The sequence below is a fragment of the Streptomyces sp. NPDC006012 genome (assembly GCF_042871185.1).
Taxonomy (GTDB): domain Bacteria; phylum Actinomycetota; class Actinomycetes; order Streptomycetales; family Streptomycetaceae; genus Streptomyces.
Genome location: NZ_JBIAIE010000033.1, coordinates 37,097 through 57,420, shown reverse-complemented (window position 1 = coordinate 57,420; position 20,324 = coordinate 37,097). Strand labels below are relative to the sequence as shown.

General features: G+C 71.9%; 20 protein-coding genes. 7 read left to right on the top strand and 13 right to left on the bottom strand.

All coding sequences use genetic code 11. The features are described 5' to 3' along the window. Positions 1–43: 43 nt before the first annotated feature. Positions 44–451 (top strand): CoA-binding protein, encoded by a 408-nt coding sequence (locus ACFYPJ_RS35030; protein WP_389025646.1) that lies wholly within the window; start codon positions 44–46, stop codon positions 449–451. Here the strand turns inward: ACFYPJ_RS35030 and ACFYPJ_RS35025 are convergent. The 6 genes from ACFYPJ_RS35025 to ACFYPJ_RS35000 form a co-directional block, all read right to left on the bottom strand. Continuing rightward, a complete protein-coding gene (locus tag ACFYPJ_RS35025) occupies positions 435–1,493 on the bottom strand; it encodes an FUSC family protein (RefSeq protein ID WP_389025645.1) in 1,059 nt (352 codons plus the stop codon). The two genes, ACFYPJ_RS35030 and ACFYPJ_RS35025, sit on opposite strands and share 17 nt — an antisense overlap. A 221-nt stretch (positions 1,494–1,714) precedes the next feature. Further along, positions 1,715–2,407 (bottom strand): GntR family transcriptional regulator, encoded by a 693-nt coding sequence (locus ACFYPJ_RS35020; RefSeq protein ID WP_389025644.1) that lies wholly within the window; start codon positions 2,405–2,407, stop codon positions 1,715–1,717. A 124-nt stretch (positions 2,408–2,531) separates the two neighbouring features. Then, positions 2,532–3,551 carry a cupin domain-containing protein gene (locus ACFYPJ_RS35015; protein ID WP_389025643.1) on the bottom strand — a complete coding sequence of 340 codons (1,020 nt, stop codon included), beginning with the start codon at positions 3,549–3,551 and terminating at the stop codon, positions 2,532–2,534. A gap of 315 nt (positions 3,552–3,866) precedes the next feature. Then, positions 3,867–4,706: a formate dehydrogenase accessory sulfurtransferase FdhD gene (fdhD, locus tag ACFYPJ_RS35010; protein WP_389025642.1), complete on the bottom strand. Its 840-nt coding sequence runs from the start codon at positions 4,704–4,706 to the stop codon at positions 3,867–3,869. 7 nt (positions 4,707–4,713) lie between these two features. Beyond that, a complete protein-coding gene (locus ACFYPJ_RS35005) occupies positions 4,714–7,011 on the bottom strand; it encodes an FdhF/YdeP family oxidoreductase (protein ID WP_389025641.1) in 2,298 nt (765 codons plus the stop codon). Continuing rightward, on the bottom strand, positions 6,989–7,336 hold the full coding sequence (locus tag ACFYPJ_RS35000) for a hypothetical protein (RefSeq protein ID WP_389025678.1): 348 nt from the start codon (positions 7,334–7,336) through the stop codon (positions 6,989–6,991). The genes ACFYPJ_RS35005 and ACFYPJ_RS35000 overlap by 23 nt, the downstream gene beginning before the upstream one ends. On the opposite strand from ACFYPJ_RS35000, the gene moaA reads away from it, so the two are divergent. Both moaA and ACFYPJ_RS34990 read left to right on the top strand, forming a co-directional pair. Further along, the gene (moaA, locus tag ACFYPJ_RS34995; protein ID WP_389025675.1) at positions 7,254–8,240 is read left to right on the top strand and encodes a GTP 3',8-cyclase MoaA; all 987 of its coding nucleotides are present in this window, start codon (positions 7,254–7,256) and stop codon (positions 8,238–8,240) included. The genes ACFYPJ_RS35000 and moaA overlap by 83 nt on opposite strands. A 379-nt stretch (positions 8,241–8,619) precedes the next feature. Beyond that, the gene (locus tag ACFYPJ_RS34990) at positions 8,620–9,837 is read left to right on the top strand and encodes a 4-hydroxybenzoate 3-monooxygenase (protein WP_389025640.1); all 1,218 of its coding nucleotides are present in this window, start codon (positions 8,620–8,622) and stop codon (positions 9,835–9,837) included. A gap of 24 nt (positions 9,838–9,861) precedes the next feature. Here the strand turns inward: ACFYPJ_RS34990 and ACFYPJ_RS34985 are convergent, their stop codons facing one another. Then, a complete protein-coding gene (locus ACFYPJ_RS34985; protein ID WP_389025639.1) occupies positions 9,862–10,227 on the bottom strand; it encodes an ArsR/SmtB family transcription factor in 366 nt (121 codons plus the stop codon). A 61-nt stretch (positions 10,228–10,288) separates the two neighbouring features. Between ACFYPJ_RS34985 and ACFYPJ_RS34980 the strand changes: the two genes are divergently transcribed. After that, positions 10,289–11,512, top strand: a complete 1,224-nt coding sequence (locus tag ACFYPJ_RS34980; protein WP_389025638.1) for a cation diffusion facilitator family transporter — start codon at positions 10,289–10,291, stop codon at positions 11,510–11,512. A gap of 1 nt (position 11,513) precedes the next feature. On the opposite strand, the gene ACFYPJ_RS34975 is transcribed toward ACFYPJ_RS34980, so the two are convergent. The 3 genes from ACFYPJ_RS34975 to ACFYPJ_RS34965 form a co-directional block, all read right to left on the bottom strand. Continuing rightward, positions 11,514–12,071, bottom strand: a complete 558-nt coding sequence (locus ACFYPJ_RS34975; RefSeq protein ID WP_389025637.1) for a YbaK/EbsC family protein — start codon at positions 12,069–12,071, stop codon at positions 11,514–11,516. 164 nt (positions 12,072–12,235) lie between these two features. Next, positions 12,236–12,808, bottom strand: a complete 573-nt coding sequence (locus tag ACFYPJ_RS34970) for a helix-turn-helix domain-containing protein (RefSeq protein ID WP_389025636.1) — start codon at positions 12,806–12,808, stop codon at positions 12,236–12,238. A 141-nt stretch (positions 12,809–12,949) separates the two neighbouring features. Further along, on the bottom strand, positions 12,950–13,714 hold the full coding sequence (locus ACFYPJ_RS34965; RefSeq protein WP_389025635.1) for an acyltransferase: 765 nt from the start codon (positions 13,712–13,714) through the stop codon (positions 12,950–12,952). A gap of 147 nt (positions 13,715–13,861) precedes the next feature. On the opposite strand from ACFYPJ_RS34965, the gene ACFYPJ_RS34960 reads away from it, so the two are divergent. Then, positions 13,862–14,389 (top strand): gamma carbonic anhydrase family protein, encoded by a 528-nt coding sequence (locus tag ACFYPJ_RS34960; protein WP_389025634.1) that lies wholly within the window; start codon positions 13,862–13,864, stop codon positions 14,387–14,389. A 153-nt stretch (positions 14,390–14,542) separates the two neighbouring features. On the opposite strand, the gene ACFYPJ_RS34955 is transcribed toward ACFYPJ_RS34960, so the two are convergent. After that, positions 14,543–15,199: a DedA family protein gene (locus tag ACFYPJ_RS34955; protein ID WP_389025633.1), complete on the bottom strand. Its 657-nt coding sequence runs from the start codon at positions 15,197–15,199 to the stop codon at positions 14,543–14,545. Between the two features lie 321 nt (positions 15,200–15,520). Between ACFYPJ_RS34955 and ACFYPJ_RS34950 the strand changes: the two genes are divergently transcribed. Then, positions 15,521–16,597 (top strand): YbhN family protein, encoded by a 1,077-nt coding sequence (locus tag ACFYPJ_RS34950; RefSeq protein WP_389025632.1) that lies wholly within the window; start codon positions 15,521–15,523, stop codon positions 16,595–16,597. Positions 16,598–16,846: 249 nt separating this feature from the next. Then, entirely contained in the window at positions 16,847–17,878 is a 1,032-nt protein-coding gene (locus tag ACFYPJ_RS34945; RefSeq protein WP_389025631.1) for a hypothetical protein, read from the top strand. A gap of 218 nt (positions 17,879–18,096) precedes the next feature. Here ACFYPJ_RS34945 and ACFYPJ_RS34940 read toward each other — a convergent pair whose 3' ends face one another. Both ACFYPJ_RS34940 and tuf read right to left on the bottom strand, forming a co-directional pair. Further along, on the bottom strand, positions 18,097–18,942 hold the full coding sequence (locus ACFYPJ_RS34940; protein ID WP_389025630.1) for a spermidine synthase: 846 nt from the start codon (positions 18,940–18,942) through the stop codon (positions 18,097–18,099). A gap of 129 nt (positions 18,943–19,071) precedes the next feature. Beyond that, positions 19,072–20,250 (bottom strand): elongation factor Tu, encoded by a 1,179-nt coding sequence (gene tuf, locus ACFYPJ_RS34935; protein WP_389025629.1) that lies wholly within the window; start codon positions 20,248–20,250, stop codon positions 19,072–19,074. Between the last annotated feature and the right edge of the window lie 74 nt (positions 20,251–20,324).

Sequence of the window (20,324 nt, the reverse complement as noted above, 5' to 3'; positions counted from 1 at the left end):
GCCCCGAGGACAGTCCGGTGCCACGTCCGAGGAGGCCGCGTCCGTGTACGGCGACGAAGAGACGATCCGCAGGATCATGACCGAACTGGGTGACACCTGGGCCGTCGTCGGCCTGTCGAACAACCAGGGGCGGGCGGCCTACCGGGTGGCGGAGGTGCTGCGGCGGTTCGGCAAGCGGGTGGTCCCGGTGCATCCCGAGGCGGAGACGGTCCACGGTGAACAGGGGTACGCCGCCCTCGCGGACATCCCGTTCGACGTGGACGTCGTCGACGTGTTCGTGAACAGCGATCTCGCCGGGCAGGTCGCCGACGAGGCGGTCGCCAAGGGGGCGCGGGCCGTCTGGTTCCAGCTCGGGGTGATCGACGAGGCCGCGTACGACCGCACCCGGGCCGCCGGACTCGACATGGTGATGGACCGCTGCCCGGCGATTGAACTCAACTCGCTGCGTTAGCGCCCGCCGGCCCGCCCCCGCGTCCGCCGGTGTGCCGTCTGCGCCCGAGTGACCACCAGTTGACGGTGAACAGCGCCACGATCAGGCCCGCGACGGCGGTGTCCGTGACGCGTGCCCGCAGTGCGACCGGGGACGTGGCGACGGTGGGGTCGGCGAGGACCAGCACGATGACGGTGACCAGCCCGGTGTGGAACGTGTACGCGGCATCGGTGGCACCCGGGAGGACCGTGCCGACCACCAGGGCGAGCAGCAGCACCTCCCAGCCGTGCGGTGCCGCGGCGGCGACCGCCAGGACCAGGAGGGCGCCCAGCGCCGTCCCTGCCGTGCGGTGCTTGAGACGGCTGGTCTGTTCGGCCCTGTCCAGACGGCAGATCATGATGGCGGTCAGCGGCAGCCAGTAGGCGTAGGCGGGGTGCATGAGGTTCGCCACCAGCGCCGCGGTCCCGATACAGGCGGTGAGACGGGCGACGTCGAGCCAGGGTACGGGTGGACGCCGGGCCCGGACGGGGCGACGGGCGGGTGCGATCCGGGCGGGCCGCGCGAGGAAGGCGGGAAGGAGCAGCAGGCCCATCGGGGCGAGTCCGAGCAGGAACAGCAGACCGGCCTGCCAGGCGGGGGCCGCGCCGTTCATGCCGACGCCGATGGCGGTGAGCAGCATGAGTTTGACTCCGCCGAGTTGCCCCACGGGACCTTCGGCCGCCGCGACCGCGGCCAGCAGGGCGGCCACCGTCATGGCCACGACCTGCGGCCATCCGCTGTGGTGCACCAGGGTTCCCAGGGTGACGCCTGCCGTCCCGCCGGCGGCGACGGCGCCGAGGCGGGCCAGCCGCTCCCCCCGCGGACCGCTGTGGTCCCCGTTGATCGCACTCAGCCCGCCCACCACCAGGGCGGCGGACGCGTCGACGTGGGTGACGAGCGCCAGCCCCACCGACCAGCCCATCGCGATCGCACCGCGGAGGGTGCGGTCCCACGGGATACGGCCGAACCGCCCGGGCACGCCGCCGCCGGCCGGGGGGCGTCGGGCCTCCTGCCGGTCCGTCATGTCAGGTGTCTCCTCGCACGGTCCTGCCGCTGGTCGGCTCCGGGATTAACTTAGATGCAAGTTGCATCTCACTCTGGAGCGTGATCGGCCCCGGGCACACACCGAATTCGCGGTCGGCCCGAGAGCATGCACGCAGACATGCCCACACGCACGCAGATGGGTCGACGAACGACCCGACCGGCCCGGCCTGAACGGCCGCCTGAGGCGACCGCCGTACGGCGCTAGACCAGGCCGAGCGCCGAACGCGTGCTGGCCAGGTGGGTGCGTACGGCCGCGAGCGCCCGTTCCGCGTCGCCGGCCCGGACGGCGTCGGTGATCTCGGCGTGTTCGGCGAGGATCGAGTCGCTTCGCCCGGGGGTGGCCAGCACGGAATCGGCGGTCATGCGGACCTGCCGGTCCCGCAGCGAGGTGTAGAAACGGGCGAACAGCGGATTCTCGGCCGCGGTCAGCAGGCTGGTGTGGAACAGCCGGTCGTCCTCGAAGAAGCCGTCGAGGTCGCCGGTTCTCAGCAGCGCACGCTGGCGTTCGATACTCCCGGCGAGTTCCTCGGTGAGCGCCTCGCGCACCGCGGCCCGGCCGTCCATCACCTTCCGCACCGCGAACTGCTCCAGGACTTCGCGTGCCTCCAGCACGGACCGGACCTCGCCGGGAGAGACGGGCACCACCAGGGCGCCCCGCTGCGGATAGAGCCGCAGCAGCCCTTCGATCTCCAGTCGCAGGAACGCCTCACGCACCGGAGTGCGCGACATGTCCAGTTCCTTGGAGACATCCCCCTCGCTGATGAGGTCGCCGCCCTCGTACGCGCCGCTCAGGATCTGGCGCTTGACGAATTCGTACGCCCGGTCCTTCGCCGGCACCTTCACGCTTCCGGCCACCGCGTCCTCCAGCACTGCCGCATCCGCCCCGGGGTCCAAGTCCGGTTCATTCTAGATCCCGGCGGGATCCCGCCCGCCGGAACGGGTACGGGCGGCCTCCGGCCGGCTGAGCGCGGTCCCGAAGCCAGTACCCGGGACCGCGCCCAGCCGGCCATGCCCGGCCTCAGCGGCGGTTGGTGAAGCGGATGTCGAGGGAGCGCAGGTAGGTCTGCAGACCTGCGTCCTGGACGGGGATGAGGTGGGCGTCCTGGTCGGACTCGTTGAAGTGGGCGTGCCACTTGCCGGGCGGCGTGACGAAGGCACCGCCGGGCTCCCAGTCGACGCGCTGGGGGTTGATGATCTCGCCGCGCTCGTCGAGCCGGTCACCCAGCAGGGTGTAGCAGCCCTCGGGGGCGTCCAGGATCAGGTCCAGGGCGACCGACTGGTGGCGGTGGGGCCGCTGTTCCTGACCGGCGGGCAGGACGCCGAACATCGCCCACAGCGTGTGGGTGATGGTGAGGGTCTGCTCCTGGTCGGCGTTGTTCAGCAGGACACTGACCCGGGACTTGTCGTTCGCGCCCGGCCGGGAGGCGATCCGGTCCAGTTCCGCGACGGCGTCGGTGCGGGCGAACTTCGTCGCGCGAAAGCGCGGCTCGGTGGCGGTCGCGCCGAGGTAGCGCAGCAGCGGCTCGTCGGTGACGTAGTAGAAGACGGTCTCGGCCTGCGCGTAGTGCACGGCGGCGCTCTGGGCGGGCAGGACGACGAAGTCGCCCTTCTCCCAGTTGACCAGGCGGCCGTTGACCGCGGAGTAACCGTGGCCCTTGAGCACGTAGTACAGCTCGCTCGTGGCGTTCGGCCGGGTCGGCACGGACTCGCCCGCGTTGATGCGCACGAAGTGCGCGAGCAGACCCGGGCTGGTCGCGGGGCCGTCCTCGATGCCGAGTTCCTTGGACAGGTCCAGCGGGATGATCCGCGAGGGGCCCTCGGCGTGCAGGGACGGGCTGAAGGTGCGCACCGGAACCTTCGGCGTGTGCCCGGACCCGATCGGGTTGGCGGCCTTGGAGTACTCGAAGTAGCGGGCGTCGGCCGCCCAGTCCTCGAACCGCCCCTCGAAGCCGTACTCGGCGACGTTGACGACGGCGGGGACCGTCGGGTCGAACTCGTCGCTCTTGGTGGATGAAACCTGCAAGGTCGCGAGGCCCATCTCGGATCACTCCCTCTCATAGGCACAACTTGTATCTCAGTCGTGCCTCGCACGGTACCCCTGATGCATCTATTACGCAAGGGGGTGCAGGCGAGGCAGATCGGGCGAGAATGCCGCCATGGGAAGATCATGCTCATGACAACACTGATCCTTCCGGAGTCGTAAGGAGGACCGGGCCGGGGGCGCGGCCCGGTCCTGCTCGTCGTCTCCGCCCGCGTCCGCGCCATGCGGTGCACGCGGTGTGCGGGGCAGGGACGGTCTGGTTCGGTTCCGGTGCCCGCGGGCGGCACCGGAACCCTCGGACCCGGAGCCGCCTCAGCCGACCGGCTCGGCCACCCGGACCCGTTCGGTGCCGGTGTAGACGTTCATCGACCTGCCGCGCAGGAAGCCGAGCAGGGTCAGTCCTGCCTCGTCCGCCAGGTCCACGGCGAGCGAGGACGGGGCCGACACCGCGGCCAGCACCGGGATGCCCGCCATGGCCGCCTTCTGCACCAGCTCGAAGGAGGCCCGGCCGCTGACCATGAGCACGCTCCCGCGCAGCGGCAACAGCCCCTGCTGCAGCGCGTGTCCGACCACCTTGTCGACCGCGTTGTGCCGCCCCACGTCCTCGCGCAGGCACAGCAGTTCGCCGGTGGCGCCGAACAGTCCGGCCGCGTGCAGCCCGCCGGTGCTGTCGAACACCCGCTGGGCGGCGCGCAGCCGGTCCGGCAGGGTGAAGACCACTTCGGGGTCGAGGCGCGTCTCGTCCTCCGCCACGCTCCAGCGGGCGGTGGTCCGTACGGCGTCCAGGCTCGCCTTGCCGCACAGACCGCAGGAGGACGTGGTGTAGAAGTTGCGCTCCAGGGACGAGTCCGGGACGGGCACGCCCGGAGCCAGTGCGATGTCGACGATGTTGTAGGTGTTGCCGCCGTCGTCCGTGGCGCCGGCGCAGTAGCGGATCCCGAGGACATCGCTCGCGGCGTGGACGACGCCCTCGCTGACGAGGAACCCCACGGCGAGGTCGAAGTCGTTGCCGGGTGTGCGCATGGTCACCGTGAGCGGCCGTCCGGCGACCCGGATCTCCATCGGCTCCTCGGCGGCGAGGGTGTCCGGACGGTATCCGGACACCCCGTCCCTGAACCGCAGAACCCGTTTACGGGCGGTCACACGCCCCATGGTTCCCTCACCCCTCGTCCGGACCAGCCGGCTCCAGCCGGACGACGATGCCCTTGGACGTGGGGCAGTTGCTGATGTCGGCCACGCTGTCCAGCGGAACCAGGACGTTGGTCTCCGGGTAGTAGGCGGCGGCCGAGCCCCGGGAAGTGGGGTACGGCACCAGCCGGAACTGCTCCGCGCGCCGTTCGACACCGTCCTGCCAGATGCTCACCAGGTCGACCAACTGCATCTCGGCCAGGCCCAGGTCCTTGATGTCCTCGGGATTGACCAGCACCACCCGGCGGCCGTTGTGGATGCCGCGGTAGCGGTCGTTCATCGAGTACGGGATGGTGTTCCACTGGTCGTGCGACCGCAGCGACTGGAGGATGAGGTACCCCTTGGGGGCCCGCAGGTCGACGAAGTCGTTGCTGGTGAACACGGCCTTCCCGGTCTCCGTGTGGAAGGTATGGCTGTTGACCGGGTTGGGCAGATGGAAACCGGCCGGGTGGGCGACCCGCTCGTTGAAGTCCTCGAAACCGGGGACCACCCGGGAGATCCGGTCGCGGATGGTGCCGTAGTCCCGCTCGAACTCCTCCCACGGGATGTCCGGCGAGTCACCGAGGGCGCGCCGGGCCAGGCGGGAGATGATCGCCACTTCGCTGAGCAGGTGCTCGGAGGCGGGGCTGAGGCGTCCGCGGGAGGCGTGGACCATGCTCATGGAGTCCTCGACGGTGACGAACTGCTCGCCGCCGGCCTGGATGTCCCGGTCGCTGCGGCCCAGCGTGGGCAGGATCAGCGCGGTCTCCCCGCACACCGCGTGGGAGCGGTTGAGCTTGGTGGAGATGTGCGCGGTCAGCCGGCAGCGGCGCATCGCCGCCTCGGTCACGTCGGAGTCGGGGGTCGCCCGGACGAAGTTGCCGGCCACGCCGAGGAAGAACTTCGCCGTGCCGTCCCGCATGGCCCGGATGGCGTTGACCGAGTCGTGGCCGTGTCTGGTGGGCGGGGTGAAGCCGAACTCCCGCTCCAGCGCGTCGAGGAAACTCTGCGGCATCTTCTCCCAGATGCCCATGGTGCGGTCGCCCTGCACGTTGCTGTGTCCGCGCACCGGGCACACGCCCGCGCCGGGCTTGCCGATGTTGCCGCGCAGCATCAGGAAGTTGACGATCTCCCGGATCGTCGGCACGCCGTGCTTCTGCTGGGTCACGCCCATCGCCCAGCAGACGATGACGCTCTTGGCGTTCAGGACCCGCTCGTGGATCTCCTCGATCTCCTCGCGGGTGAGACCGGTCGCGGCCAGGACGTCGTCCCAGGAGGTCTTGCCGACGTGCTCGGCGAACGCCTCGAAACCGGTGCTGTGCCGACGGATGAAGTCGTGGTCCAGCACGGTGCCCGGGCGGGCTTCCTCGGCCTGGAGCAGCAGCAGGTTCAGCGCCTGGAACAGCGCCAGGTCGCCGCCGGCCCGGATGTGCACGAACTGGTCGGCGATCTTCGTACCGCGGCCGACGATGCCGCGCGGCCGCTGCGGGTGCTTGAACCGCATGAGGCCGGCCTCGGGCAGCGTGTTGACGGCGACGACCTGGCCACCGTTGCGCTTGGTCTCCTCCAGCGCCGTCAGCATCCGCGGGTGGTTGGTGCCCGGGTTCTGGCCGACGACGAAGACCAGGTCGGCGTTGTGGATGTCGTCCAGGCTGACGCTGCCCTTGCCGATGCCCAGGGTCTCGTTCAGTGCCGATCCGCTGGACTCGTGGCACATGTTGCTGCAGTCCGGCAGGTTGTTGGTGCCATACGCACGGGCGAGGAGCTGGAGGAGGAACGCCGCCTCGTTGTTGAGCCGGCCCGAGGTGTAGAACAGGGCCTCGTCCGGCGAGTCCAGGCCGCGCAGTTCACCGGCCATCAGGTCCAGGGCCTCGTCCCAGCCGATCGGCTCGTAGTGCTCGGAGCCCGGCCGCTTGACCATGGGTTCGGTGAGCCGGCCCTGCTGGTTCAGCCAGTAGTCGGACTTGCCGTTCAGCTCGTCGACGGTGTGCTGCGCGAAGAACTCACGGGTGACGCGGCGCGAGGTGGCCTCGTCGTTGATGTGCTTGGCGCCGTTCTCGCAGTACTCGTTGAGGTGCCGCTTGCCCGGCTCCGGCTCCGGCCAGGCGCATCCCGGGCAGTCGATCCCCTTGCCCTGGTTGATGTTCAGCAGGGTCAGCATGGTCCGGCGGGGCGATGTCTGACTCAGCGAGTACTGCAGTGCGTGCACGACGGCCGGGACACCTGTCGCCCAGGTCTTGGGCGGCGTGACCTCCAGAGCGTCGTCCCTAGGATCTTCCAGAACACTCATGGCCCGCCTGCTTTCCTTTCAGAACTTCACACAAATAGCCGCGAATACGCGCCGCCGGAAAGCTACGCCTGCCGCAGACCTGCGTCAAAAAGCTTTTTCCTTTCTCGCGATAGACCGCTTCTATCAGCCGCCTTGACTTTTCCCCGGAAAGCACTTCAGGATTTCTGGCCGTGGAGACTGGTTCAGTGAATTCCGACGCGGCCGCCCGGCCCGACCGCCCTGCCCACCAGGTCAGTGCGCCATTGATCGATCGATTCGGCCGGATCCACACCGATCTACGGTTGTCCGTGCTCGACCGGTGCAATCTGCGCTGCTCGTACTGCATGCCGGCCGAGGGTCTGGAATGGCTTGCCCGCACCGATGTGCTGACCGATGACGAGATCCACCGCCTGGTCCGAATTGCGGTTGCCCGGCTGGGTGTACGTTCCATTCGGGTCACCGGAGGAGAGCCGCTGTTGCGTCGGGGACTTCCCGAACTCGTCCACCGAATTTCCACCCTCTCCCCCACACCCGAGGTCTCCCTCACCACGAACGGAATCGGCCTGGCACGCCTGGCCGGGCCGCTGCACGCCGCGGGTCTTGAGCGGGTGAACGTCAGCCTGGACACCCTGCGCCGGGAGCGGTTCCGCGAGATCACCCGGCGCGATCATCTCGGCCGGGTTCTGCAGGGGCTCGCCGCGGCGCGGGACGCCGGGCTGCGGCCAGTGAAGATCAACGCGGTGCTGGTGCGCGGTGTCAACGACGACGAGATCCTCGACCTGGTCTCCTACGCGGTCGACGGCGGGTACCGGCTCAGGTTCATCGAGTCCATGCCCCTGGACGCGCAGGGCGCCTGGGACCGCGAGCGGATGATCACCGCCGACGAGATCCTTGCCGTGCTGGGCTCCCGTATGACGCTTCGTCCCCTGCCGCGGGCCGACGGCGACACCGCTCCCGCCGAGGAGTGGCGCATCGCCGGAACGGACACCGTCGTCGGCGTGATCGCCAGTGTCACCAGGCCGTTCTGCGGTTCGTGCAACCGGCTTCGGCTGACCGCCGACGGACAGTTGCGCACCTGCCTCTTCGCCACCGAGGAGTCCGACCTGCGCGGCTTGATGCGCAAGGGTGCCGACGACGAGGAGATCGCCGCCGCCTGGCGCCGCGCGGTGGCCGGCAAGGGCCGCGGTCACGCCATCGGTGCCGCCGATTTCCGGCAGCCGGACCGGCCCATGTCCGCCATCGGCGGCTGACCGCACACGTTCAGGCCGTCCTCCCCAGGACCATCCGCCGGGGAAGAAACCCGCGCCCCTCCTCGACGCCGGGACCACGGTCGTCCCCGGCCGTCGCCGCACCGGCTGCGGCAGCCGGCGACGACCGGCGGCACGTCCGCCCGCAACCGATGGCGGCAGTTGACGGTGACGGGCAGGCAACTCAGTACGCCCGGACGGAACCTCGGCGGACACCGGCGTGGAAGCACCCGATCCACCCCGGTGACGCCTTGCGGCCGCCGTCGACCTGGGCTCCGCCCAAGGGTCCGTCGCCCCGCGGCGGAACGGCACACCGCCGCACCGGAGGCCGCCCCACCCCCGATGGCATGGAGCTGACAAGTCACCGTCATAAAATGACCGGGTGACATTCCCCTCCCCTCGCCCCGCGTCCGCGGGCCGGCGGCCGGTCGTCGTCGTGGGTGCCGGTCCGGCCGGGCTCACCGTCGGCAACATCCTGCGGGCCGCCGCCGTCGACTGCCTGGTCCTGGAGACCGAGAGCAGGGAGTTCATCGAGACGCGGCCGCGCGCGGGCGTCATCGAGGAGTGGGCGGTGCGCGGGCTCGACCGGCGCGGGCTCGCGGCCGGTCTGCCGGCGCGGGCGCAGGTGCACGAGGAGTGCGAGTTCCGCTTCGGCGGCGAACGGTACCGGCTCTCGTACAGCGAACTGACGGGACGTCATCACTACGTGTATCCGCAGCATTTGCTGGTGACGGACCTCGTGCGCGAGTACGCCGACGTCCGCGGCGGGGACATCCGCTTCGGCGTGCGCGACGTACGCCTGCACGGCCTGGACACGGACCACCCCTCGGTGTCGTACCTGTGCCCGGAGACCGGCGAACGCGAGGTCGTTCACTGTGATTTCGTCGCCGGGTGCGACGGGGCGCGCGGGGTGTCCCGGCAGGCGCTGCCTCCGGAACGGGCCCGGCTCGCGCGGCACGACTACGGCATAGGCTGGCTGGCGCTGCTGGCCGAGGCACCGCCGTCGGCCGACTGTGTGGTGTTCGGCGTCCATCCGCGCGGATTCGCCGGACACATGGCACGCAGCCCGGAGGTCACCCGCTACTACCTCCAGTGCCCGCCCGGCGACGACCCGGCGGCCTGGTCGCACGAGCGGGTCTGGTCCGCACTGCGGGAACGGCTCGGCGCCGCGGGGGCGGCGCCGCTCACGGAGGGCCGGCTGATCGAGAAGCGCGTTTTGGACATGCACAACTACGTGGTGGAGTCCATGGCGTCCGGGCGGCTGTTCCTCGCGGGCGACGCGGCCCATCTCACCGCGCCGATAGCGGCGAAGGGCATGAACCTGGCCCTGCACGACGCCTTCCTGCTCGGCGACGCCCTCGTCGCCCACGTCACGAAGGGCGACCCGAGCGGCCTGGCCGGATACTCGGCGGCGTGCCTGCGGCGGGTGTGGGACTACCAGGAGTTCTCCGAGTGGCTGTCCGGTATCTACCACGGCACCGCGTCGGGCGACCCGTACCAGGTCGGCACCGCCCTGGCCCGGCTGCGCCGGCTGTTCACCTCGCCGGCCGCAGCGACGGCGTTCGCGGAGCAGTACCTGGGCGCCGCCGCCTCGTTCTGAATTGGCCGGGACATCCGGCGCGGCTCAGTCCGGCGTCCCCGAGCGGGTTTCGCCGAGCCGGTGATCCGCCACGTCCAGCGCCTCGGCCACCAGGCGGCGCAGATGGTCGTGGCGCAGCGAGTAGACCACCCGGCGGCCGTCCTTGCGCGTGTTCACGAGTCCGGCCAGCCGCAGCCGGGCCAGATGCTGGCTGACCGCGGGACGGGCCGCGCCGCACGCCTCGGTGAGCGTGGTGACGTCGGCCTCCCCCGCCGTGAGGGCGTGCAGCAGGGTGAGCCGGGTCCGGTCGCCGAGCAGCGCGAGCAGGTCGGCGGCGACCGCGAACTGTTCCTCGCCCGGGTTACGCGGGTGCGCATGATGCGCAGGTGATAGGTGCAAGCGTGCGCTCATACGCACATAATGGCTCCATGGGCGTCGTGCGTCCACTCACGCGCACCGGAAGGGGATCCACGTGAGCGACCGGCACCAGCACGACCACGCGCACGGACACGAGCACGGCCACGGACACGGTCATGGGGACCGGCCGGGAGCCGGGCAGGCGGACGGGCAGGCACAGGCACCCGGCCACGGCCACGGCCACGGCCATAGCCACCCGCACGAACCCGCACCCGGACACGACCACGTCCCCAGGCACGAGCACGGTCACGACCACGGCCACGGCCACGAGCACGGGCGTTCCCGGCCGGTTTCCGGTCTGCGGCACCGCCTCGGGCATCTTCTGACCCCGCATTCCCACGACACCGGCGACAAGCTCGACGCGGCCCTGGAGGCATCGGCGCGTGGCCTGCGCGCGCTGTGGGTCTCCCTGGCGGTGCTGGGCGTGACCGCGCTCGTGCAGGGCGCGGTGGTGGTCGTGTCCGGATCGGTGGCGCTGCTCGGTGACACGGCGCACAACACGGCGGACGCGCTGACCGCCGTGCCGCTCGGCATCGCGTTCGTGCTCGGCCGCCGCGCCGCCAACCGGCGCTTCACCTACGGTTACGGCCGCGCCGAGGATCTGGCGGGCATCGCCATCGTGCTGACCATCGCCGCGTCCGCGGCCTTCGCGGCATGGACGGCGGTGGACCGGCTGCTCGACCCGCGTCCGGTGCAGCACGTGTCGGCCGTGGCCGTGGCCGCCCTGATCGGGTTCGCGGGCAACGAGTGGGTGGCCCGCTACCGGATCCGGGTGGGGCGGGAGATCGGCTCCGCCGCACTCGTCGCCGACGGACTGCACGCCCGTACCGACGGCTTCACCTCGCTGGCGGTGCTGGTGGGCGCCGCCGGATCCGCGCTGGGCTGGCAACTGGCCGACCCGCTGGTGGGGCTGGCGATCACCGCGGCGATCGTGCTGGTCCTGCGGGACGCCGCGCGCGAGGTGTTCCGGCGGGTGCTGGACGCCGTCGACCCGGCGCTGGTGGACCGGGCCGAGCGGGCGTTGCGCGAGGTGCCGGGGGTGCACGGGGTGGGCGAGCTGCGGCTGCGCTGGATCGGGCACCGGCTGCGGGCGGAGGTGGCGATCGTGGTGGACGGCGACGCCACGGTGCGGCGGGCACACGCCATCGCCGTCGACGCCGAGCACGCCCTCCTGCACGCCGTCCCGAAGCTCGCCGCGGCCCTGGTGCACGCCGATCCTGCGCCGCTGCCCGGCGAGGCGGACCCGCACCGGGTGCTGGCGCACCATCTGACGGCGTGAGTCAGGAGACGCCGAGCCCCTCCAGGACCACCGCGCCCGGCAGCTGTGCGAACGCCTTGCCCGGCACGAGCAGCTTGCCGCGCCGGCGTCCGCTGCCGACCAGGACGTAGGGCAGGTCGACGACGGCGGAGTCCACCAGCACGGCCCAGTCGGCGGGCAGCCCGACCGGGGTGATGCCGCCGTACTCCATGCCGGTCTCCCCGGTCGCCGTGTCCATCGAGGCGAAGGAGGCTTTGCGGGCGCCCAGTTGGCGGCGGACGATCCCGTTCACGTCGACCCGGGTGGTGGACGGCACCACGCACGCCGCCAGCGTCGTCCCGCCGCCGCGCCTCCCCGCGACGACCACGCAGTTCGCGGACCGCTCCAGCAGATCACGGCCGTAGTGCTCGACGAAGACGGCGGTGTCCGCCCACTCGGGTTCGGTGTCGACGTACACGATCTGCTCGGCGGGGACGGCGCCGCGCCAGGTGCGCACGGCATCGGCGACCGGGGCGACCAGGTCGTCGAGGCAGTCGGGAGCCGGGAGGGCGGTGTCGAAGTCTCCGAGGGGTGCGCGCATGTCCGCACGCTAACAGCCCGGCGGGACGGCGACGGGACGGCCGCCGGTGGCCGAACGACGGCGGACGGGCGAACGGAACTGCGGCCCCGCCGGCCCGACGACGGGACGGTGGCCCGAGGGCAGGACCGCGAGGCGCGGGCAGGACCGGGCCTCCGGTTTCGGGGTCAGCCCACCGGCGGGACCGAGACGGCCATCACCATCTCCATCGGTACGTCGCCGTCGTTGCCGTAGGTGTGCGCCGTCCCGGCGTCGAAGGACGCACTCGCGCCGGCCGGGACGCGGTGCCCGACCCCGCCGACGGTGAGCGTCAGCTCCCCCGCCGTGACATGGACGAGTTCCACCGTGCCCGCAGGGTGCGGATCGGAGGAACTGCTTTCACCCGGCATCAGCCGCCAGTCCCACATCTCCAGCGGGCCGGGGGCCTCGGCACCCGCCAGGAGCCGGTTGTAGCTGCCGGCGTCGGTGTGCCAGAGCCGTACGGCCCGTTCGGCGGGGACGATCCGGACCACGGGGCCCTGCACGTGGTCGAGCAAGGTGGTGATGCTGACCCCCAGCGCGTCACCGATCTTCACGACCGTGCCGAGGCTGGGGTTGGTGCGGGCCTGCTCGATCTGGATGACCATGCCGCGGCTGACCCCCGCCCGGGCGGCCAGCGCGTCCAGGGTGAAGCCGCGCTCGGAGCGCCAGCGCTTGACGTTGCGGGCCAGTGACTGGGTCAGCAGATCGAGGTCCGACACGGTGGGTCCCGACCCTCCCGGGGGTCCAATATTTTACATGAGCAGTTTGCTTGACTGCACTACGGTGGGGTGCACCCGAGCGTTCACCGAACTGTACTGCGAAGGAAGGGGGCCGGCCCGCGGACACTGTGGCCGACGTGGTCAGCCGTCCAAGTCACGTTCGGCGAGCCGGGCCACGGCCTCCTCGTCGAGGTCGGCCAGTGCCAGCAGTTGCTCCGGGGTGATGCCGGCCGGGATGGGCACCGGGGCGGGCGTGCGCAGCGGGGGCTGCCAGCCCTCGTCGGGCGTCCAGCGCCGTACCACCCGGGCGGGTGCGCCCGCGACCACGGCGTGGTCGGGCACCGTGCCGCGCACGACGGCGCCGGCCGCGACGACCACGTTCCGGCCGAGCCGCGCACCCGGCAGGATCACGGCACCCGTCCCGATCCAGCATCCGGGCCCGATCGCCACCGCCTCCATCCGCGGCCACTGCCGGCCGATGGGCTGGTGCGGGTCGTCGTACGAGTGGTTGGTGGACGTGACGTACACGTACGGACCGAAGTAGCAGTCGCTGCCTATGGTGACCGTCGTGTCCGCGATGACGTGGCTGCCGCGGCCGAGGACGACTCCGTCGCCGATGCGCAGGATCGGCTCGGGGCCGAGGTCGAGGTCCGGCATCAGGCCCGCGGTCAGGGTGACCTGTTCGCCGATGATGCAGTGGGCGCCCAGGTGGATCCAGGGTTCCCCGAAGACCGTGCCGAGGGGGAAGGCGAGTCTGGTACCTGTTCCCATCGCGCCGAAGCGCAGCCGCCCGGGGTGCTCGGCGCTGACGGAGCCCATGCGCTGCGCCCAGGCCCAGCCCGCCTGGACGGCTCGCTGGGCGAGGCGGCGCCCCCAGGACGAGAACGTGTTCTTGGGCTTCGGCACCCGCTCACGGTACTCAGCGCGCGCCACGGCCATGCGCCGGTACCGCTGTGATCTTCGCCCTACCGGTGGCGTACGGTGCCGGTGGACTTCCCCCGGCAGACCAGAACTTCCCGCGCCTGACCGCGGCAGACGAAACGGTGGACGCACATGACGCACAGGGCGCTGATCGTCGGCATCGGCGGCAAGGAACCCCGCATCGACGAGGGGGTGTTCGTGGCCCCCACCGCGTCGGTCATCGGTGACGTGACGCTGCACGCGGGTGCGAGCGTCTGGTACGGCGCGGTGGTGCGCGGCGACGCCGAGCGGATCACCGTCGGGGCGGACGCGAACATCCAGGACAACGTCACGCTGCATGCCGACCCCGGTTTCCCGGTCAGCATCGGGGAGCGGGTCTCCGTCGGGCACAACGCGGTGGTGCACGGGGCGACCGTGGCGGACGACTGTCTGATCGGCATGGGGGCGACCGTGCTGAACGGGGCGGTGATCGGGGCGGGTTCGCTGGTCGCCGCGCAGGCGCTGGTGCCGCAGGGAATGACGGTCCCGCCGGGTTCACTGGTCGCCGGGGTGCCCGCGAAGGTGAAGCGGGAACTCACGGACGAGGAGCGGCAGGCGGTGACGCTGAACGGCACCCTGTACACGGGACTGGCCGCGGCGCACCGCGAGGTGCACGAGTAGGCCGGTGGCGGACGGACCGGAGCGGTACGGCCCGCGCTGCCGTCGCACGGAGCCGGTACGGCCGCCCGCGCTGCCGTCGCACGGAGTCCCACCCCGTGGACTGCTTCCGCTGAGTCCCCTGAGGGCCGGTCCCCGGTCCCCTGGGGGCCCGCCTCACTCGCTGGCGGGTACCGATTCCGCCTCGGCCCGGGACTCCTGTGCCTGCTGCTCGGCCTTCTTCGCCCGGCGCTTGAGGACCAGCAGCGAGCTCAGGCCGATCAGGACCGCCGCCACCAGGCCCAGCCAGGAGAACTTGCTCAGCCACTTCTCGGCGACCACGCCGACGTAGTAGATGACGGCTGTGGTGCCGCCGGCCCAGCAGATACCACCGAGGACGTTGGCGATCAGGAACTTCCAGTACGGCATGTGGAGCACGCCCGCGAGCGGTCCGGCGAAGATCCGCAGCAGGGCGACGAAACGGCCGAAGAACACCGCCCACATGCCCCACTTCTCGAAGGACCGCTCGGCGGTGGCGATGTGTCCCTCGCTGAAGTGCCTGGGGAACTTCTTGCCGAGCCAGGCGAGCAGCGGACGCCCGCCCTTGCGGCCGATGAGATAGCCGATGGAGTCGCCGACGACGGCACCGAGCGTCGCGCAGGTACCCAGGATGACCGGGTTGACACCGGAGTTCTGTGAGGAGAGCAGCGCCGCCGAGACCAGGACGATCTCGCCCGGCAGCGGGATGCCCAGGCTCTCCACGCCGATGATCAGGGCCACTACGGCGTAGACGGCCACCGCGGGCACGGTGTCGAGCCATTCCTGGACGTGCAACGCCGATTCCTTCCCTGTCGGATCCCTGCTTCATCGGGCGGCGTTCAGCGCGCGCCCCCTGTGCAGGCTACCCGCTCGCCGCGATGATGCGGTCGCAGTACCGGTCCGCGGCACCGTCCCGCCGACGGTCCTTCGGTTTTCGGACATCCCCCGGTCACACGGAACGGGAATGCTCCGGGCGGATTCCCGCCTCGCACCCAGGTCCCCCGCCGCGCGGCCCGATGCGGAAGGACGACGTACCCCGTGTCCTCAGTCCCGACCGTCCGGCCCGGAGCCTCCCCACTCCGGCCGCAAGCTCCCGTGCTCGGGGCCGCAGCGCCCGTGCCCGGACCCGAGCCCGCCCCGCCCGGGGCCGAACCGCCCGTACCCGGATCCGAGCCGCCCGCGCCCGGCGCCGAGGCGCTGACGTCCGGATCCGGGCCGTCCCCGTTCGGGGCCGACGCTCTCGCGCGTCCGGTGCCGTTCATGGCGAGCCGCCCGGTCCGGCTGGCGCTGTGCCTGAGTCCCCTCCTGCTGGTGGGGAGCTGGGGGCTGGTCAACCGTCCCCTCGTGTCCGAGGGCGCCTCCCGGCTGGTCGCGGCCGACCCCGCTTGGCTGCTGGCCGGGGTCGCCTTCACCTGCCTGGGCTGGGTCGCGGCCTCCTGCGTCCGGCAGGGCGCCCTGCCCGACCGGCTGCCGCCGGGACTCCTGCTGGCCTCGCAGTTCGCCGCCGGGGCCGCGAACCACGTGCTGCCCGCGGGCCTCGGTGCGCACGCCGTCACCCTGCGCTTCCTGCGGGGCCGCGGCATTCCGCTCGACCGGGCCACGGCCTCGATCGCCCTGTACTCCCTGGTGAAACCGGTCGCCAAGACACTGGTGCTGCTGGCGTTCCTGCTGGCCTCGCCCGCCGGGCGGCGGCTCGGCGACCTCGTCCCGGACGGGCGCACCCTGATCGCGGTGGCCGCGGTCGCGGGCAGCTGTGTCGCCGTCGCGGGCCTGCTGGTCACGGTCGTACGGCCGCTGCGCCGCCCGCTGACCGGTCTGCTGCGCACCGCCCTCGCCGACGCGCGCCAGTTGCACACCCGGCCCTGCCGCATCCTCGCGCTGTGGGGCGGGGCGGCGGCGATGCCGCTGCTCCAGGCGTGCGTGCTCGCCTCGGTCGGGGCCGCGCTCGGGCTGCCGGTGCCGTGGACGCATGTGGTCGTCGCGTTTCTGGCCGCGGGTACCGCCGTGGGGGCCGTGCCCGCGCCGGGCGGCCTCGCGGTGGACGCGGCGGTGGTGTTCACGCTGGTGGCGTTCGGTTCGCCGGTCGCCCTCGCCACGACGACCGTCATCGGATTCCGGGTGGTCACGGACTGGCTGCCGCTGCTGCCGGGTGCCCTGGTGCTGTCGGCGCTGATCCGCGCCAAGGTGCTGTGAGGGCGGCTCGGCCACTCCTGGCGCGGGGTCACGGGCTCGCGGGCCGCCTCGGGTCGGCAGGTCGGCTTGGGTCGGCAGGTCGCCGAGCGGGCGGGCAGGTCCGCCCGGTCGGCGGCCGGCCTGGACCGATCCGGGCTGACCCAACCCGGACCAGCCCGAGCCGCCGCCGCGGCGAGCTACCGCTTCGGTACGTACCTGACAAAGTCCGGTGACAGAATCGGGCCCCGCGCGGCACTAGGGTTGCTGCTCATGTGGCCAGGACAGCAGCCGCCGGGGGGCGAGCAGAATCCGCAGGACAACCCGTATCAGCAGCCGGGTTACCAGCAGCCGAATCCCTACACACAGCCCGGCTACCAGCAGCCGGACCCGTATGCGCAGCAGCCGCAGTGGGGGACGCCCGGGCCCGTCGGGGCGCCCTGGCCGCCCCAGCCGCCGCAGGGAGACGGCGGGAACCGGACGAAGGTCATCGCGATCGTCGCGGCGACGGCGGTGGTCGTCACGGCCTGCGTGACGGGATTCCTGGTGCTGGGCGGGGACAAGGACGGCGGGAACGGCAGGGACGGCAAGGCGGACGGCGGCGGGGCGGGCGGGAAAGCCAGCCGGTCGGCCTCGGCGGAGCCGACCGCTGCCGAGGCATCGGCCACGGACGACAATCCGCACGGCGCCGAGACCGAGAAGCCGCTCGTCGCGGGCTGGAAGACGGTCATCAACCCGAAGTGGGGCACGGCCTTCGACGTGCCCGCGGACTGGCAGGTCGGCATCCCCGGTGCGCTCGTCGGCTTCGAGGACCGCAAGTCGCCCGACGCCAAGCCGCTGATCGCGATGTCGGCGCCGGCCACGTACAAGCCGAAGTGGTGCACCTCCGACGGCGACAAGAACGGCCGGAGCCACGACACACCGCTGGCCGTCGCGGGCACCAAGGGCCACAACGGCGCCAGGAATCCGGGCGACGCGGCGGTCAAGACCGTGCCCTGGTGGGTCTACGGCGGCTACACGCAGCCGGACAAGAAAAGCGTCACCCAGGACAAGCAGGCCACCGACTACACCACTGCTTCGGGCGTCGAGGGCGCCTACGCCTGGGCGAGTTCGACCGGCACCCCGCGCAGGGGCAAGTGCGCCGGCGACGGCAAGGCGATCACGTTCGCGTTCCGGAACGCGGCCGACGACATCGTGTCCTTCAACCTCTACGCCGCCAAGGGCGTGAAGGGGGAGGTCGACAAGGCGACCATCATGAAGATCCTCAACACGGTGCGGGTGCACGGCCAACCGACGGAGCCCTGACCGCGGCCCGGCCGGGCGCCGCGTGCCGACCCGCGGATGTCCGGCCGGGGGACTTCCGCGCGCGGGAACGGGGGACGGCACGGTCCGTGCCCCGGCATTTTCCGGACGGCCGCGCGGGCACTTACGCCCGGCCGGGATGCCGTCCCGGATGTCCCGCGGCTCACCGAACATCAAGACCAGCGGTCAGGCGTCAGGCACCAGGTATGAGGCGTCGGGCGTCAGGTGATGCTGAACGCCCCCTCGGGAGGCTCGGGCGACGGTGCGGCCTCCGCGTCCGAAACCGGCCGGGCCGCGCCGATGAACTCCCGTAGCGCGGCGCCGTGTTCCACCCGGGCCGGGAAGGCGTCGGCGGCGGTTCGCCGCGCCACCGCCGCCATGTCCAGGGGCCGGTGCGAGGCGACGAGCACCGCGTTGCCGAACCGGCGGCCGCGCAGCACACCCGGCTCGGCGATCAGCGCCAGCTCCTCGAACACGGCCGCGAACGTGGCGAGTTGGGAGCGGAGGAAGCCGAACGGCGCGGCGTCGGCCAGATTCGCCAGATAGCAGCCGTCGGTGCGCAGCACGCGCTCGGCCTCGCGGGCGTAGCCGAGCGAGGTGAGGTGGGCCGGGACCCGGGAGCCGCCGAAGACGTCGGCGACCAGCACGTCCGCCGTGTCGTCGGGGGCCGATTCCAGCCAGGTTCGGGCGTCGGCGGGGTGCAGGGCGATGCCGACGCCGTCCGGAACCGGCAAGTGCTCGGTGACCAGCATGATCAGGCCCCGGTCGGCCTCGACGACGTCCTGCCGTGAGCCCGGCCGGGTCGCCCCGACGTACCGGGGCAGGGTGAGCGCTCCCCCGCCGAGGTGCACCACGGCCAGCGGCCGGCCCGGCTCCGCCGCCGCGTCCAGCACGTGTCCGAGCCGCCGCGCGTACTCGAACTCCAGATGCGTGGGCTCGTCCAGGTCGACGTACGACTGCGGGGCCCCGTCGACCGTCAGCAGCCAGGCCCGCGCCCGGTCGACGTCGGGCATCAGCTTCGCGGTGCCGTGGTCGGTGGTGCGGACGACGGGTATGGGTTCGTTCACGTCCCCATTGTGCCGGTTCCGGGTGCGCGGCCGGTCGGGCCCGGCGTCCCCGAATCGGGGCGCCGGACCCGGCCGAGGTGCCGGACCGACCGCCTCGTCGGACCGACCGACCCAGCGAGGCGGCGGCCGTCAGCCGACGGAGGTCACCGTCCCGGCGCCCACCGTCCGCCCGCCCTCGCGGACCGCGAACCCGAGACCCGGCTCCAACGGGACCGCACGGCCCAGCTCGACCGTCATGGTGACGGTGTCGCCCGGCCGCGCGACCGCCGTCGCGCCGAGGTCGACGTCCCCGACCACGTCCGCGGTGCGGATGTAGAACTGCGGCCGGTAGCCGGTCGACACCGGGGTCCGCCGGCCACCCTCGCGCGCCGAGAGCACGTACACGCGCGCAGCGAAGCGGTGGCTCGGCACGACGCTGCCGGGCTGCGCCACGACGTGCCCGCGCCGCACCGCGTCCCGGGGCACCCCGCGCAGCAGCAGCGCCACGTTGTCCCCGGCCTGCGCCTCCTGCATCGGCTTGCCGAAGGTCTCCAGGCCGGTGACGACCGTCTCAAGACCGGCACCGGGTACCTCGACCCGGTCGCCGACGTGCAGCGTGCCGCGCTCCACCGCGCCGGTGACCACGGTGCCCCGGCCGGTGATGGTGAGCACATTCTCGACGGGCAGCAGGAACGGCGCGTCGAGATAGCGCTCCGGGACGGGCACATAGGTGTCCACCGCGTCCAGCAGCGCCTCGATCGCGGCGGTCCAGCGCGGGTCGCCGTCGAGAGCCCGGAGCCCGGAGACCCGTACGACGGGTACGGAGTCACCGGCGTAGCCCTGCGCGGTGAGCAGTTCGCGGACCTCCAGTTCCACGAGGTCGGTCAGCTCCTCGTCGCCGGCGTCGGCCTTGTTGAGGGCGACGACGATGTGGTCAACGCCCACCTGCCGGGCCAGCAGTACGTGCTCGGCGGTCTGCGGCATGATCCCGTCGACCGCGGAGACGACGAGGATCGCCCCGTCGAGCTGCGCGGCGCCGGTCACCATGTTCTTGACATAGTCGGCATGACCTGGCATGTCGACGTGCGCGTAGTGCCGCGTGTCCGTCTCGTACTCCACGTGCGCGATGTTGATGGTGATGCCCCGCGCCGCCTCCTCCGGGGCGCGGTCGATGCGGTCGAAGGGCACGTAGCGGGTGCCCGAGCCGGTGCCGCGCTCGGCCAGCACCTTGGTGATGGCGGCGGTCAGGGTGGTCTTGCCGTGGTCGACGTGGCCCATGGTGCCGATGTTCAGGTGCGGCTTGGTGCGCACGTATTCCGTCTTGGGCATGGCTGTACCTCGAAGCCTCAGAAGTGGATCAGAAGTGAAGACGGGGACCCCGGCCAGGCACCGACCCTCCCCCT

Coding starts and splice junctions, on each gene's coding strand:
- ACFYPJ_RS35025 (WP_389025645.1), bottom strand. CDS start 1,493: ATGACGGACCGGCAGGAGGCCCGACGCCCCCCGGCCGGCGGCGGCGTG.
- tuf (WP_389025629.1), bottom strand. CDS start 20,250: ATGCCCAAGACGGAATACGTGCGCACCAAGCCGCACCTGAACATCGGC.
- ACFYPJ_RS34975 (WP_389025637.1), bottom strand. CDS start 12,071: ATGCGCGCACCCCTCGGAGACTTCGACACCGCCCTCCCGGCTCCCGAC.
- ACFYPJ_RS34960 (WP_389025634.1), top strand. CDS start 13,862: ATGACGCACAGGGCGCTGATCGTCGGCATCGGCGGCAAGGAACCCCGC.
- ACFYPJ_RS35015 (WP_389025643.1), bottom strand. CDS start 3,551: ATGGGCCTCGCGACCTTGCAGGTTTCATCCACCAAGAGCGACGAGTTC.
- ACFYPJ_RS34985 (WP_389025639.1), bottom strand. CDS start 10,227: ATGAGCGCACGCTTGCACCTATCACCTGCGCATCATGCGCACCCGCGT.
- fdhD (WP_389025642.1), bottom strand. CDS start 4,706: ATGGGGCGTGTGACCGCCCGTAAACGGGTTCTGCGGTTCAGGGACGGG.
- ACFYPJ_RS35005 (WP_389025641.1), bottom strand. CDS start 7,011: ATGAGTGTTCTGGAAGATCCTAGGGACGACGCTCTGGAGGTCACGCCG.
- ACFYPJ_RS34945 (WP_389025631.1), top strand. CDS start 16,847: ATGTGGCCAGGACAGCAGCCGCCGGGGGGCGAGCAGAATCCGCAGGAC.
- ACFYPJ_RS35000 (WP_389025678.1), bottom strand. CDS start 7,336: ATGCAGTACGAGCAGCGCAGATTGCACCGGTCGAGCACGGACAACCGT.